This window comes from Streptococcus sp. GMD1S (assembly GCF_000296875.1).
Classification (GTDB): Bacteria; Bacillota; Bacilli; order Lactobacillales; family Streptococcaceae; genus Streptococcus.
In genome coordinates, this window is record NZ_AJQY01000026.1 from 1 (window position 1) to 15,208 (window position 15,208).

A 15,208-nucleotide genomic window follows, 5' to 3' on the forward strand; every position below is an offset into this window, starting at 1 on the left:
TAGTAGCGCATGACTGTTAATCATGATGTCGTAGGTTCGAGTCCTACTGGCGGAGTCAGATAAAAAAAAGAACACCAATGGTGTTCTTTTTTAGTTGACATCACCTAACATTTTCATAAGGAAGTCTGTCATTTCTTGCGGACTTTCTTTTTTTCCGTGAGCAATCCAAGTCTGGCAAACACCAAATAGGGCATTTGTTAGATAAATACTGCTGTATTCTAATTCTATTGGAGTGAGTTGTAATTTCATAAAGCGTTTCTGAAGGTCGGTGCTAAGCATAATGTGAAGCTTATTTCTCAAGAAATTTTGGATTTCTTTTGTCCCATTTTCAGATAAGAGTGCAGCCAAGAGTGGCTCAGACTCTAAATATTCAAATACTTCTAAAATAGCATCTCTTTTGTGATGAGCATGTTTTTGGAAAATATACTCAAAGGTATGAAATAGCTTACTTTGGTAGAGTTCAATCATATCATACTTATCCTTGTAGTGAGTGTAAAAGCTGGAACGACTAATTCCGGCTTTTTCTGCTAACTTGACAGTAGAAATTTGATCAAAGGGCTGGTCCATCAATAATTGAACCATGGCATTTTCGATAATTCGTTTTGTTTTTAAACGTTTGTTACTTTCTTTCATAATTCCTCCTTGTAAACAAAAATAGACTATGTGTCTAAAAAAATATTTTTTACCTTGTAATTTAGATTTTTTGATGTATAATCTATTATATCAAAATTTTAGACAATATGTGTAAAAAAGGAGGAAACATGTTTAAAGAATGGAAAGCAATATTTAAAAAACCGACCTTTATCATTGTAATGATAGGGATTTCTCTCATTCCAGCTTTATACAACATTATATTTTTATCGTCCATGTGGGATCCATATGGTCAAGTATCGGAGTTACCTGTGGCAGTTGTCAATAAAGATAAGGAAGCTTCTTATAATGGACAGACAATGAGAATTGGTGAAGACATGGTGTCTAATTTAAAAGAAAATAAGGCTTTAGATTTTCACTTTGTTAATGAAGAGGAAGGGGAAAAAGGACTAGAAGATGGTGACTACTACATGGTAGTGACTTTACCAAGTGATCTATCTGAAAAAGCTACTTCTATCCTAACGAATCATCCTGAACAGATGCAGATTGATTATCAGACGTCAAGTGGGCATAGCTTTATTGCAAGTAAGATGAGTGATTCTGCAATGACACAATTAAAACAAACCGTCTCTACTAATGTTACTGAAACGTACACTAAGGCTTTATTTCAAAAAATGAATGATTTGAAGTCTGGAATAAATAAGGCAGCTGAAGGAAGTGAACAATTAGCTAATGGAGCCGATCAGTTGGTGACGGGAAGTCAAACATTGACAACAAATCTTAATACTCTAGCTAACTCAAGTGTAACTTTTTCAAATGGAGCGGATCAATTTACAAAAGGCTTATCTAGCTATGTGTCTGCTATAGAGCAATTACATATTGGTTTAGGAACTTTTAATAGTGGTTTACAAAGTTATACAAATGCTGTCTCACAAGTTGACACTGGACTTGGTCAATTAGCTTCAAAAACTCCTGAGTTGGTGACAGGTGTAAATCAGCTAAATACAGGTATAAAGTCTTATACAGGTGGCGTTTCACAACTGGATACAGGTCTCAATCAATTTTCAGTTGGTGTAAATGCTTATACAAATAGTGTGAAAGAACTTTCTAACGGAACAAGTCAATTATCCAATCAATCAGATACACTAAGAGATGGAATGGAGCAATTAAATACTGGTATTAAAGAAATTTCAAGCCAATTAGAGTCCTCATCTCAACAAAATGAAGAAATAGCGCAATTGGCAACAAGCTTAGGAGAACTAAATAAAACACTACAAGCTCTTACAATATCAGATAATACTCAACTGAAAAGTACATTGTCAGAAGCTTTGCCAAATCTAACAACTCTTGCTCAGGATATTGTGACCAAAAGTCAGACAGAACAAGAGAAAACTCTTGCAAACCTTCAATCAACAGCTACTTATCAATCTCTTACAGAGGAACAAAAGAAAGAACTGACAGAAGCTATTTCTAAAAATTCTAATTCTACTATTGAGTCGGCAAAAACAATTTTAATGACAGTAGGAGGATTAAAAGAAAGTATAGAGAATTCAGAACAACAAGTATCTAATCTATCTGATGTGCAGACGAAAGCAAATCAACTCTTACCTGCAGCATCTAGCTCCTTGACAACATTGTCAAATGGATTTACAACATTACAAACTTCTGTAAATAATCAGTTAGTTCCTGGAAGTCAGTCAATTGAAAAAGGTGTTGTAAACTATACTAAAGGACTGGATACTATTTCTATTGGTGCTAATCAACTAAGTGAAAAGAATACAAGTTTAACAACTAGTCTAGATAAATTAGTTTCTGGATTAAGTAAGTTGACAGAAAATACATCAACCTTGACAGCTGGAGTAGATGCGTTAGCTGGAAAAGCTCCAGAATTAGTATCAGGTATAGAAAGTTTGTCATCTGGTTCTGCTCAATTGAACAATAAGAGCCCAGAGCTGATAGCAGGTCTTACTACATTACAATTTGGCTCTGGTCAATTAACAGATAAATCAACACAGTTACTTTCTGCAGCATCTCAACTAGGAAGTGGCGCTATGAAGATTGCAGATGGTGCTGGAAAACTAGCAGATGGTGGAACAACCTTAACCTCTAGTCTTGAAGATTTACAGACAGGAGTTGATTCATTAGGACAAGGATTAGGTAATGCAAATACTCAACTTAAATCAGCTTCGACAGAATCTAAAAATGCAGAAACATTATCTGAACCTCTAGTTCTCTCAAAAACAGACAATGACCAAGTCCCTGTAAATGGGATTGCTATGGCTCCTTATATGATATCAGTTGCTCTTTTTGTTGCTGCTATATCTACCAATATGATTTTTGCTAAGTTGCCTTCTGGACGTCATCCAGAGAGTCGTTGGGCTTGGTTGAAGTCTCGCTCTGAAATAAATGGGATTATAGCTGTCTTAGCAGGTGTTTTAGTTTATGGAGGTGTCCATCTTATTGGATTGACTGCGAACCATGAGATGAGGACCTTGATTCTAATTATAATCACAAGTTTAGCTTTCATGTCTATGGTGACAGCTTTAACAACTTGGAATAGCCGTATTGGAGCTTTCTTCTCTCTTATTTTACTTTTATTACAGTTAGCATCAAGTGCAGGGACCTATCCCCTTGCTTTAACAAATGATTTCTTTAAGGGTGTCAATCCTTGGTTACCAATGAGTTACTCTGTATCAGGTTTACGACAAACAATCTCTATGACAGGAAATATTCATCACCAAGTGATTTTCCTTATTATAACACTAGTTTTCTTTGCTGCTTTAGGTATGCTAGCTTATCAACCTAAGAAAATGGAAGAAGATTAAAAAGATTGACCAATTCCTTGGTCAATCTTTTTCTGTCTTAGATAAATTTCGTCTGTGATTATAGATCCCAAAAAGAAGAAGGGCAGTTAGTGAGCAGGCTGCTCCAATAACAAAACCATTGGGGATAAAGGAAAGTGTAATGGTGCCTTTTCCCTTTGGAACATCAACTTTCATAAAACCAGTTTGAGCCTGCTTGATTTCAAGTTTTTTCCCATCCTGGTATGCAGACCAACCTTTGTCATAAGGAATAGTGAAGAAAATAGAGGTATCTTGTTTGACTTCATATGTAGCAAAGACTTTATTTTTAGAGGTGGATACTTCTACAGGTTGTTCTTTAATTTTTTGGATTGCTTCAGTTAGGGCCTGAGTATCTAAACGATAGAAGGTTGGAGCTTCAAATGACACCTGAGAATTTCCAGGGAAACTAACACTGATATTGAAAGTTTTTTGTTCTTCAGTATAACCTAAATTAAAGAAATTAAATGCATTGTCAGTTGTAAAAGTCTTTTTTTCTCCATTGACAATGATGTCAACTTTCTTTTGCTTATCGTTTGTAAAATGAAGATTTGAAAAAGAGAGATAGACTTGACTATTTTGAGGAACCTCAATTTGATAATCAATCTTTGCATCTTCATTCGCAGAACCTGTGATGCTGGTTAAACCATCTGAAGTATCTGTTTTACCAGATGCTATTTGGGAGAAGTAATCTAAGTTGAGATTAGCAAGCTGGTTTATAAATAAAGCCTGATTATCTAGAGTGTGATTGTTAAAGTTTACATCTGTGTAAATAGATTGAGTGGCAAAGGCAATGGGTAAAGAGAGTTGATTTTTATATAAGGTTAAATGATCCTTTTGATAAATCTCTTGAAAGCCATACTTATCAAGTGAAGTTTCAGAAATATTGTACTGGATTCCAAATAAACTGTCTGCTAAAAGACTGTTATTTACATAACGGAGATTGAGGTTGGTTCCAGAGGATTTGAATCCCAGTTTATCCAAACTAGTGCTAGCTGAGCGATTTCGTACAGACGAAAATTGAGAGATTCCATTGTAGTTAAATTTCATACTGTCATTTCCAGTCTGAATTTGCAGTTTTTCAGTACGTGTAAATGGATTGTCAATTTGGTTTAGAATGGATTCCATAGCGGTGATATCTCTATTATAGGCGCTACGAGAAGCAAAGGCCCATTCTTTAGCTATTCCTTCCATTTGAGATGAAGCATTTAAGCTTATCTCAACTGTTATAAATAAAGACAAAAGAATTGCAAATAGATTTATAGAGATAAATTTTCTAATGACTGCAAGAAGTAAAAGAGCATAAACTAGTAGAAATTCAAGAGTGAGCAGGATATTCAAATCAGTTAAAAAAGAATAGTGTGATTTAAAATAGACAGTAGCCAAAAATCCTGTTAGTACAAGAAAAAGTGAGACAAATAGATTCCATAGCTTCAGTTCTTTCAGACGATTTAATACTTCTGCTGCAGTATAAATTAACAGAGTGGAAAAAATCCAAGCATAGCGATGCAAAAACATATTTGGGGTATGCATCCCCTGCCAAAATAAATCAAGTGCTTCTATGTAAAAGCTTGTTATTAAAAAAGTAAAGAAAATTGCATAGGTAAGTTTCACGTGAAACTTTATGGATTTTATTGTGAAAAATAGAATGGTTAAAATAAAGGGAAGCAATCCAACAAAAATCATTGGTATAGATCCATACTTAGTTGTATCAAAAGATCCAATGAATTGTTTTGCAAAAATATCCAAATACCAGCTACTATCTGTCTTTAATTTTGTGATAGCAGTCAACTTCTCTCCATGAGTTTGTAAATCAAACAGTGTAGGAAGAGTCATAATCAAACTAGCCATTCCAGCTAAAAAGGAGGTAACAACAAAATCAAGAAAAGATGATTTTCGAGTTTTAAAGTCCCAAGAAATTTGGCAGAGATACCAGAAAATAAGAAACAATACTGTCATATACCCAAAATAATAATTTTGAATAAATAAGATTGACAAACTTGTAAAGTATAGTAGGCGCTTCTTTTGTGTTATAAGTAGGTATAAACCAGTTATAATTAAAGGAATTAAGATAAAAACATCTAGCCAGGTTTTTATCTCTAACTGACTAACGGTAAAGCTCATTAGAGCATAGGAAGTAGATAAGGCAAGTTTTAAAAATTTTGGGATATCTTTAAATAATCTAGTCAAACTAAAGAAGGTTGACAGACCAATCAATCCAAATTTTAAGAGAGTGGTCAGATAAACAGCATCTGGCATATTCGACAGATTAAAAAAGTAAACCAGAGGTGAGAGAAAACTACCCAAGTAATAACTAGATAGAGCATAGAAATTCAGTCCGAGGCCACTTGTAAAGGTGTAAAACAAACTACCATTTCCATGTAAAATATTTCGTAAAGCCACATCAAAAATAACGTATTGATGGAAACCATCTCCTAATAGTGGAGATGAATCGCTATTCCAGTAGATACCTTGAGTTAGGTATACTCCAGTCATAATTACTAAAGGAATGATGAAAGAAACAAAATAGGTCCAATATGTTTTAAAAAATGATTTCATGTTACCTCGTAGAATGATAGAAAACTCAGTTGGTTACCCCAACTGAGTTTTGAAGTCTTATTTAGTCTTTCCAAAGTTCTTTAACTTTTGCTTGTACTTCTGCATTTTCTAGGAATTCATCATAGGTTTCATCGATACGATCAATGACGCCATTTTTAGACAAAACAATGATATGGTTTGCCAAAGTTTGGATAAACTCGTGGTCATGACTGGCAAAGATGATTGATTCTTTAAAGTTTTTCAATCCATCGTTCAAGCTTGAGATAGATTCCAAGTCCAAGTGATTTGTTGGATCATCAAGTACAAGGACATTTGATTTCAAGAGCATGAGTTTTGAAAGCATGACACGTACTTTTTCTCCCCCTGACAAGACGTTTACAGGTTTGTTAACCTCATCTCCAGAAAAGAGCATACGACCAAGGAAACCACGTAGGAAGGTATTGTCATCTTCTTCTTTACTTGCAAATTGACGCAACCAGTCAAGGATTGACTCTCCTCCTGCAAAATCAGCCGAGTTGTCTTTTGGCAAGTAAGAACGGCTAGTAGTAACTCCCCACTTGACAGTTCCTTCATAGTCGATGTCATCCATGATTGCACGAATTAATGCAGTCGTTTGGATGTCATTTTGTCCAATAAGAGCTGTCTTATCACCTGGACGCAAGATGAAACTAATATTGTCTAGGATAGTTTCGCCATCAATCTTTACAGTTAGATTTTCTACTGTCAAGAGATCATTACCAATCTCACGTTCTGCTTTAAAGTTGATAAATGGATATTTACGACTAGATGGCACAATCTCTTCTAATTCAATCTTGTCAAGCATTTTTTTACGAGACGTTGCTTGTCTTGACTTAGAAGCGTTGGCAGAGAAGCGAGCAACGAATTCTTGCAATTGCTTAATTTTTTCTTCTGCCTTGGCATTACGGTCTGCTAGCAATTTAGCAGCAAGCTCAGAAGATTCCTTCCAGAAGTCGTAGTTTCCGACATAGAGTTTGATTTTTCCAAAGTCAAGGTCGGCCATATGAGTACATACTTTGTTTAAGAAGTGACGGTCATGGGATACAACGATAACGGTGTTATCAAAGTCAATCAAGAAGTCTTCTAACCAAGTAATAGACTGGATATCTAAACCGTTGGTTGGCTCGTCCAAGAGAAGAACATCTGGTTTACCAAAAAGTGCTTTAGCAAGGAGAACCTTCACTTTTTCACCATTGGCTAATTCGCTCATGTTTTGATAGTGCAATTCTTCTGGAATATTAAGATTTTGAAGTAGTTGAGACGCCTCACTCTCTGCCTCCCAACCTCCAAGTTCGGCAAATTCACCTTCGAGTTCGGCAGCACGCACACCATCTTCATCTGAAAAATCTTCCTTCATGTAAATGGCATCTTTTTCTTTCATGATGTTGTAAAGTTTTTCATTTCCCATAATGACGACATCAATAACTCGCTCGTCTTCATAGTCAAAATGATTTTGACGGAGAACAGAGAGACGTTCATCTGGACCAAGAGAGATGTGACCAGTTGTTGGCTCGATATCACCAGCTAAGATTTTTAAGAATGTAGACTTCCCAGCACCATTAGCACCAATTAATCCGTATGTATTTCCTTCTGTAAATTTGATATTGACATCATCAAAAAGTTTGCGATCACTAAAACGTAGTGAAACATCAGATACTGTAAGCAATGTTTTTCTCCTATAATATGTAATACATTTATTCTACTAGAAAAGAGAGAAATATTCAAATTTTTATTTGTCAATTTTATGTCAACTAAGTTTACAGGTTCGTTTACAATGAGTTAGTTGTTTGATTTAAATAATTTTCTGTTATTTTAACAAAAAAATGCTATAATTGAAGAGACCATTTCGAAGGAGAAAAAAATGACGAAACCCATTATTTTAACAGGAGATCGCCCAACAGGAAAACTGCATATTGGACATTATGTTGGGAGTCTTAAAAATAGAGTATTACTGCAGGAAGAAGACAAGTATGAGATGTTTGTTTTTTTGGCGGACCAACAAGCATTGACAGATCACGCTAAAGACCCTCAAACGATTGTAGAATCGATTGGGAATGTTGCCTTAGATTACTTAGCAGTTGGATTGGATCCAAGTAAATCAACTATCTTTATTCAAAGTCAGATTCCAGAGTTGGCTGAGCTGTCTATGTACTATATGAATCTAGTTTCATTAGCACGTTTGGAGCGCAATCCTACAGTGAAAACAGAGATTGCTCAGAAAGGGTTTGGAGAAAGTATTCCGACAGGATTTTTGGTTTATCCGATTGCGCAAGCAGCTGATATCACAGCCTTTAAGGCCAATTATGTTCCTGTAGGAACAGACCAAAAACCAATGATTGAGCAAACTCGTGAAATTGTTCGTTCCTTTAATAACGCATATAACTGTGAGGTATTGGTGGAACCAGAAGGTATTTATCCAGAAAATGAGAGAGCAGGACGTTTGCCTGGTTTAGATGGAAATGCTAAAATGTCTAAATCCCTTAATAATGGTATTTATCTAGCAGATGATGCGGATACATTGCGTAAAAAAGTCATGAGTATGTATACTGATCCGAATCATATTCGAGTGGAGGATCCAGGTAAGATTGAAGGAAATATGGTTTTCCATTATCTAGATGTGTTTGGTCGTCCAGAAGATGCTCAAGAAATTGTGAATATGAAAGAGCATTATCAACGTGGAGGTCTTGGTGATGTAAAAACGAAACGTTATCTACTTGAAATATTAGAACGCGAACTTGGTCCTATTCGTGAGCGCCGTATTGAATTTGCTAAGGATATGGGAGAAGTGTACAATATGCTTCAAAAAGGTAGTGAGAAAGCGCGTGAGGTTGCGGGGCAAACTTTATCTGAAGTTAAGAAAGCAATGGGACTAAATTATTTTAAATAATGGATAAAATATGAATCGTAAAACTATCTCTTCCATAGGTTCACAGGGATAGTTTTTTTATGATTTCTACCATAAATATAATTGACAAATTTTCATAGAATGGTATGATAGATACAATACAAAAAGAGTCAAGCTCAAAAAGAAAGAAAAGAGGAAACTTCAATGTCTAATTGGGATACTAAATTTTTAAAAAAAGGTTTTACCTTTGATGATGTATTGCTCATTCCAGCAGAAAGTCATGTGTTGCCTAATGATGCAGATTTAACAACAAAATTGGCAGATAATCTGACTTTAAATATCCCAATTATAACAGCCGCCATGGATACAGTCACAGAAAGTCAAATGGCTATTGCTATTGCTCGTGCGGGTGGTCTTGGAGTAATCCATAAAAATATGTCTATTGCGCAACAGGCAGATGAAGTTCGCAAGGTAAAACGTTCTGAAAATGGTGTTATTATTGATCCATTCTTCTTGACTCCAGAACATACCATTGCTGAGGCAGACGAACTGATGGGACGTTACCGTATCAGTGGTGTTCCAGTTGTAGAAACACTTGAAAATCGTAAATTGGTTGGTATTCTAACAAACCGAGATCTTCGATTTATTTCAGATTACAATCAACCAATCTCAAACCATATGACCAGTGAAAATCTTGTTACTGCTCCTGTGGGTACAGATCTTGCAACAGCTGAACATATTCTTCAAGAACACCGTATTGAAAAACTTCCATTGGTTGACGAAGAAGGTCGTCTTTCTGGCTTGATTACTATTAAGGATATTGAAAAAGTTATTGAGTTTCCAAATGCTGCCAAAGATGAATTTGGTCGTCTTCTAGTTGCTGGTGCGGTGGGTGTCACTTCAGATACATTTGAACGTGCAGAGGCTCTCTTTGAAGCAGGGGCTGACGCAATTGTTATTGATACTGCACATGGTCACTCTGCTGGGGTTCTACGTAAAATTGCTGAAATTCGTGCTCACTTCCCAGATCGCACTTTGATTGCTGGTAATATTGCAACTGCAGAAGGTGCGCGTGCTCTTTATGATGCGGGTGTGGATGTTGTCAAAGTTGGGATTGGACCAGGTTCTATCTGTACTACTCGTGTGATTGCAGGTGTGGGTGTCCCACAAGTGACAGCAATTTATGATGCGGCAGTAGTTGCGCGCGAATATGGAAAAACGATTATTGCTGATGGTGGAATCAAGTATTCTGGAGATATTGTAAAAGCCCTTGCTGCAGGTGGAAATGCAGTTATGCTTGGTTCAATGTTTGCTGGAACAGATGAAGCACCAGGTGAAACTGAAATTTTCCAAGGACGTAAGTTTAAGACTTACCGTGGTATGGGATCAATCGCTGCAATGAAGAAAGGTTCAAGCGACCGTTACTTCCAAGGTTCTGTCAATGAAGCAAACAAACTCGTTCCAGAAGGAATTGAAGGCCGTGTTGCCTATAAAGGCGCAGCAGCTGATATTGTCTTCCAAATGCTTGGTGGTATTCGCTCTGGTATGGGTTACTGTGGTGCAGCTAACCTTAAAGAATTGCACGACAACGCTCAATTTATTGAAATGTCTGGGGCTGGTCTAAAAGAAAGCCATCCTCATGATGTACAAATTACTAATGAAGCACCAAACTACTCCATGTAAGAAGTAAAAAGAACTCCTGAAATCCAGGAGTTCTTTTTGTTTACATAGTTGTCAATTTTGATTTACAGATATTCTACCGTTTTGGATGTTGAAAATACTAAGGTTTTCTGGCAAGTTTTGTAAGTGGTCTAAACTTGTTGTTGTAATAAAGGTTTGGATAGATTGAGAAATGGTTTCTAGTAATTTTAGTTGCCGTGTATTGTCAAGTTCGCTCATAACATCATCAAGCAGTAGTATCGGAGACTCATTGGTAATAGTTTCCATTAGCTCAATCTCTGCTAGTTTGATAGAAAGTACAAGACTACGATGTTGACCTTGGCTTCCAAAACTAGCGTCCATACCATTGATATAGAAAGTAATGTCATCTCGATGAGGGCCGACACCAGTATTCTTTTTAAATAAGTCTCTGGATCTGGTTTTCTCCAAAGCCATTTTAAAAGAACTTGTTAGCTGTTCTTCATCAGTGAAGTTGACAGATGCTTGATAAGATATTGACAACTCTTCTAATTTATTTGAAATTTCTAAGTGTTTTTTTTGACCAAATTTCTCTAAGTCTTTAATGAATTTTATTCGATGCTTTATAACGCGACATCCATACTCTACTAACTGATCATCTAATACTGACAGAAATGTTTCATCAATCTTTTGGCTGGATTTTAGGTAAGTATTTCTTTGCTTGAGTATATGGTTATAGTTTGACAAGTCTGACAAGTAGATTGGTTTAATTTGTCCCAGTTCTATATCTATAAACTTTCGACGAACGGAGGGAGCTCCTTTAATTAACTGTAGATCTTCAGGTGCGAAGAGAACCACATTCATATGTCCGATGTAGTCAGAGAGGCGAGCTTGTTTTAAGTGATTGACTTTAGTCACACGCCCTTTTGGTGTTAAATCAATTTCTAGAGGGATAGAGCCTGTTTTTTTCTGTAGCAAGCCAGAAAGATGGAGTTGTTCTTCATCAAAATGAATGAGATTTTTATCTGTACGAGTCCGATGACTACGTGTCAAGGCTAAGAAATAGATTGCTTCTAGAATATTGGTTTTTCCTTGTGCATTTTGACCTAGAAAGACATTTAATTTTGGATTGAAATCAATTTTTGCCTCTTTGTAGTTTCGAAAGGTTTTAATTGTTAAATGTTGGAGCCACATGGTTATCTTCCTGGAAAACGTGGAGGTTGTTTGGTTTTAGGCGATGAAGAAGTTTTTTGTTTTTCTTTCTTGACGCCTTTATTCATCTCTTTGACAAGTTTAGCAATTCGCTCTTTCTCAATCTTATCTGCTTGATACTCTTCTTGCTCTTTTAAACTTGGTTTTGTCAAGGTGATGTCAATCTTTAAATCAGGAATGTCAATCGTATCTCCAATACGGATTTTTTTCCCACGTCTACTTTCTAACTCGCCATTAAAGTAAACTTGATGATCTATTAAAAAGGATTTGATAGCACCACCGCTTTGTATAATTCCAAGTTCTTTTAGGAGTGCTTGGAGCGTAATAAATTCTTCAAATAATTTGTATTCCATAATTCACCTCAATCTTTGGTATTATACCATATTTCCCTTGAAATAGCTGAAGGAAAGTTTGCTGAAATGAAAACGGTTTTACTCTTTAAAGCTATAAAGAGAACAAGAAAAATTTTGATTTTCGTGGTATAATAGAACTCTATATGTAAGGAGGTAAGGTATGGAATTAGTGCCTGGAATTTCAGCACATTTTGTTCAATCCAAAAAGTTTAAAACAAATAAAATCACTATTCGTTTTACTGCTCCCTTATCTCTTGAGACAATAGCAGGACGTATGTTAAGTGCAAGTATGTTGGAGACGGCAAATCAAGTTTACCCAACATCACAAGCATTTCGCAGATACTTGGCAAGTTTATATGGAACAGATATTTCCACAAGTACTTATCGTAGGGGACAGGCACATATTCTTGACCTAACGTTTACCTATGTGAGGGATGATTTTTTAAGTAAAAAAAATGTCTTGACTTCTCGAATTTTGGAATTAGTGAAACAGACTTTATTTGCTCCCTTAGTTCAAGATGGTGCTTTTGAGCCAGCCCTATTTGAAATTGAAAGAAAACAGTTATTGGCTAGTCTAGCTACTGATATGGATGATTCATTTTATTTTGCTCATAAGGAGTTGGATAGCTTGTTCTTCCATGATGAGCGTCTTCAATTGAGATACAGTGATTTACGAAATAGCATTTTAAATGAGTCTCCGGAAAGTAGCTACACGTGCTTTCAAAATGCTCTGAAAAATGATCGTATTGATTTCTTTTTCTTAGGTGATTTCAACGAAGTAGAAATTACAGAATCACTGAAGTCATTACCCTTTACAGCTAGAGAGAACGGCGTCACTATCCAGTACCATCAATCTTATTCGAATGTTCTACGAGAAGGAATGGTTCAGAGGAATGTTGGGCAATCTATTTTAGAATTAGGCTATCATTCTCCTGTAAAATATGGTGATGATGAGCATTTGCCCATGCTTGTTATGAATGGTTTGTTGGGTGAATTTGCACATTCGAAACTTTTTACAAACGTTCGTGAAAATGCTGGAATAGCCTACACAGTCTCTAGTCAATTGGATTTGTTTGATGGTCTGTTAAGGATGTATGCGGGTATCGATAGAGAAAATCGAAATCAGGCTAGAAAAATGATGAATCATCAATTGCTAGATCTGAAAAAGGGTAACTTTACAGATTTTGAACTTGAACAAACCAAGGAGATGATTCGACGATCTTTGTTGGTGGCTCAAGATAATCAACAGACCCTAGTTGAAAGAATATATTTGAATTCTCTATTTGGAAAATCAAGCTTTGATATTGATCGATTGGTGGCAAAATTAGAGAGTGTTGATAAAGAAGCTGTCTGTAAAGTTGCCAATAGTTTGAAGTTACAAGCGATTTACTTTATGGAAGGAGTAGAATGACAAAGGTTACTTTTGAAGAAAAATACTATTCTGCTGTAAAGGAAACAGTCTACAAAACACAATTGTCAAATGGATTGACAGTTTCTTTACTCCCTAAGCAAGATTTCAATGAGGTTTATGGATTTGTAACGGTTCAATTTGGTTCTGTAGATGCAACTTATACAAGCTTGGAAAAAGGTTTACGTCATCATCCAGCAGGAATTGCCCATTTTCTTGAACATAAATTGTTTGAAAGAGAAAACTCTGAGGATATAATGGCTGCTTTTACTCGATTAGGTGCGGACAGTAATGCCTTTACAAGCTTTACTAAGACCAGCTATCTTTTTTCAACAATTGACCATCTATTAGAGAATTTAGATTTGCTAGATGAGTTAGTTGGAGATGTTCATTTTACAGAAGAATCAGTTTTGAGGGAACAGGATATTATCCAGCAAGAACGAGAAATGTACCAAGATGATCCAGACTCACGTTTGTTTTTTGCAACATTAGCCAACCTTTATCCTGATACTCCTTTAGCAACAGATATAGTTGGAAGTGAAAAATCAATTTCTGAGATTCAAGTTTCAAATTTAAAAGAGAACTTTACAGACTTTTACAAACCTGTCAACATGTCACTGTTTTTAGTTGGAAATATTGATGTGGAAGTTGTTGAGGAATACTTTTCGAAAAAGGAAAAGGAAGTTTCAAACCAGTTTACGGTTTCAAAAGAGCAACTCCTTTTGCAGCCTGTGAAGCAAACAGATAGTCTTCGGATGGAAGTTTCTTCACCTAAACTTGCTGTTGCGATTAGAGGTAATGGGCAAATAACAGAAGCTGAGTCTTATCGTTACAATATTTTATTGAAATTACTATTTACGATGATGTTTGGGTGGACTTCTGATCGTTTTCAAAAGTTATATGAGACTGGGAAGTTAGATGCGTCATTGTCACTTGAGGTTGAAGTCAACAGTCGCTTTCATTTTGTGATATTGACAATGGACACCAAAGAGCCTGTTTCTCTGTCGCATCAATTTCGTAAAGCGATTCGTCAGTTTAGTAATGATGCGGATATTACCGAGGAACATTTAGATCTTGTTAAGAGTGAGATGTTTGGGGAGTTTTTCAGTAGCATGAACTCTTTGGAATTTATTGCAACTCAATACGAACCGATGGATCGCGGAGAAACAATTTTTGATTTTCCGAAAATTTTACAGGAAATTACTTTGGAGGATGTTCTAGAAGCTGGACATCGTTTGATTGATAATGGTGATCTAGTTGATTTTACAATCTTTCCAGCTTAAAAGATGACTAATACTAGAAAGAAGGAATGGTACGTATGAGAAAAAAAACAATTGGCGAGGTTCTACGTTTAGCCAGAATTAACCAGGGATTGAGTTTAGAAGAATTGCAGGAAAAAACTGAAATTCAGTTGCATTTTCTAGAAGCCATGGAGGCAGATGATTTCGATTTACTTCCTAGTACCTTCTACGCTCGTTCTTTTTTAAGAAAATATGCCTGGGCAGTAGAGTTAGATGAAGGAATTGTTTTGGATGCCTACGATTCAGGCAGTATGATTACCTACGAAGAGGTAGATGTCGATGAAGAAGACTTGTCTGGTCGCAGACGATCAAATAAGAAAAAAACGTCTTATCTCCCCTTGTTTTATTTCGTTCTATTTGCTTTGTCAATTTTAATTTTTGTCACTTACTATGTTTGGAACTACATCCAAACTCAGCCAAGTCCTTCTTCAGCTAATTATAGC

11 protein-coding genes are annotated in these 15,208 nt (G+C 35.9%); 6 read left to right on the forward strand and 5 right to left on the reverse strand.

The features are described from left to right. Window positions 1–90: 90 nt before the first annotated feature. Window positions 91–633 carry a TetR/AcrR family transcriptional regulator gene (locus GMD1S_RS04815; RefSeq protein WP_000665080.1) on the reverse strand — a complete coding sequence of 181 codons (543 nt, stop codon included), beginning with the start codon at window positions 631–633 and terminating at the stop codon, window positions 91–93. Window positions 634–761: 128 nt separating this feature from the next. Here GMD1S_RS04815 and GMD1S_RS04820 point away from each other — a divergent pair, with 128 nt between their 5' ends. Beyond that, window positions 762–3,416 (forward strand): YhgE/Pip domain-containing protein, encoded by a 2,655-nt coding sequence (locus tag GMD1S_RS04820; protein WP_000472067.1) that lies wholly within the window; start codon window positions 762–764, stop codon window positions 3,414–3,416. A gap of 21 nt (window positions 3,417–3,437) precedes the next feature. Here the strand turns inward: GMD1S_RS04820 and GMD1S_RS04825 are convergent, their stop codons facing one another. Both GMD1S_RS04825 and GMD1S_RS04830 read right to left on the reverse strand, forming a co-directional pair. Further along, the gene (locus GMD1S_RS04825; protein ID WP_000834500.1) at window positions 3,438–5,990 is read right to left on the reverse strand and encodes a YfhO family protein; all 2,553 of its coding nucleotides are present in this window, start codon (window positions 5,988–5,990) and stop codon (window positions 3,438–3,440) included. Between the two features lie 61 nt (window positions 5,991–6,051). Next, a complete protein-coding gene (locus tag GMD1S_RS04830; protein WP_000958788.1) occupies window positions 6,052–7,674 on the reverse strand; it encodes an ATP-binding cassette domain-containing protein in 1,623 nt (540 codons plus the stop codon). 195 nt (window positions 7,675–7,869) lie between these two features. Here GMD1S_RS04830 and trpS point away from each other — a divergent pair, with 195 nt between their 5' ends. Together trpS and guaB are read left to right on the forward strand one after the other, a co-directional pair. Continuing rightward, window positions 7,870–8,895 (forward strand): tryptophan--tRNA ligase, encoded by a 1,026-nt coding sequence (gene trpS / locus GMD1S_RS04835; RefSeq protein ID WP_000165471.1) that lies wholly within the window; start codon window positions 7,870–7,872, stop codon window positions 8,893–8,895. 162 nt (window positions 8,896–9,057) lie between these two features. After that, window positions 9,058–10,536, forward strand: coding sequence for an IMP dehydrogenase (guaB, locus tag GMD1S_RS04840; RefSeq protein WP_000073407.1), 1,479 nt, complete (start codon window positions 9,058–9,060; stop codon window positions 10,534–10,536). Between the two features lie 51 nt (window positions 10,537–10,587). Here guaB and recF read toward each other — a convergent pair whose 3' ends face one another. Both recF and yaaA read right to left on the reverse strand, forming a co-directional pair. Then, entirely contained in the window at window positions 10,588–11,685 is a 1,098-nt protein-coding gene (gene recF, locus GMD1S_RS04845; protein ID WP_000266685.1) for a DNA replication/repair protein RecF, read from the reverse strand. 2 nt (window positions 11,686–11,687) lie between these two features. Further along, complete coding sequence (gene yaaA / locus GMD1S_RS04850) at window positions 11,688–12,056, reverse strand: S4 domain-containing protein YaaA (RefSeq protein ID WP_000455874.1); 369 nt, start codon at window positions 12,054–12,056, stop codon at window positions 11,688–11,690. Window positions 12,057–12,216: 160 nt separating this feature from the next. Between yaaA and GMD1S_RS04855 the strand changes: the two genes are divergently transcribed. The 3 genes from GMD1S_RS04855 to GMD1S_RS04865 all read left to right on the forward strand — a co-directional run. Beyond that, window positions 12,217–13,467 (forward strand): EF-P 5-aminopentanol modification-associated protein YfmF, encoded by a 1,251-nt coding sequence (locus tag GMD1S_RS04855; RefSeq protein ID WP_000424576.1) that lies wholly within the window; start codon window positions 12,217–12,219, stop codon window positions 13,465–13,467. Then, window positions 13,464–14,747, forward strand: a complete 1,284-nt coding sequence (locus GMD1S_RS04860; protein WP_000170129.1) for an EF-P 5-aminopentanol modification-associated protein YfmH — start codon at window positions 13,464–13,466, stop codon at window positions 14,745–14,747. The genes GMD1S_RS04855 and GMD1S_RS04860 overlap by 4 nt, the downstream gene beginning before the upstream one ends. Window positions 14,748–14,782: 35 nt before the next feature. Further along, window positions 14,783–15,208: helix-turn-helix domain-containing protein (locus GMD1S_RS04865; RefSeq protein WP_001227969.1), on the forward strand; the 426-nt coding region annotated here is incomplete at its 3' end.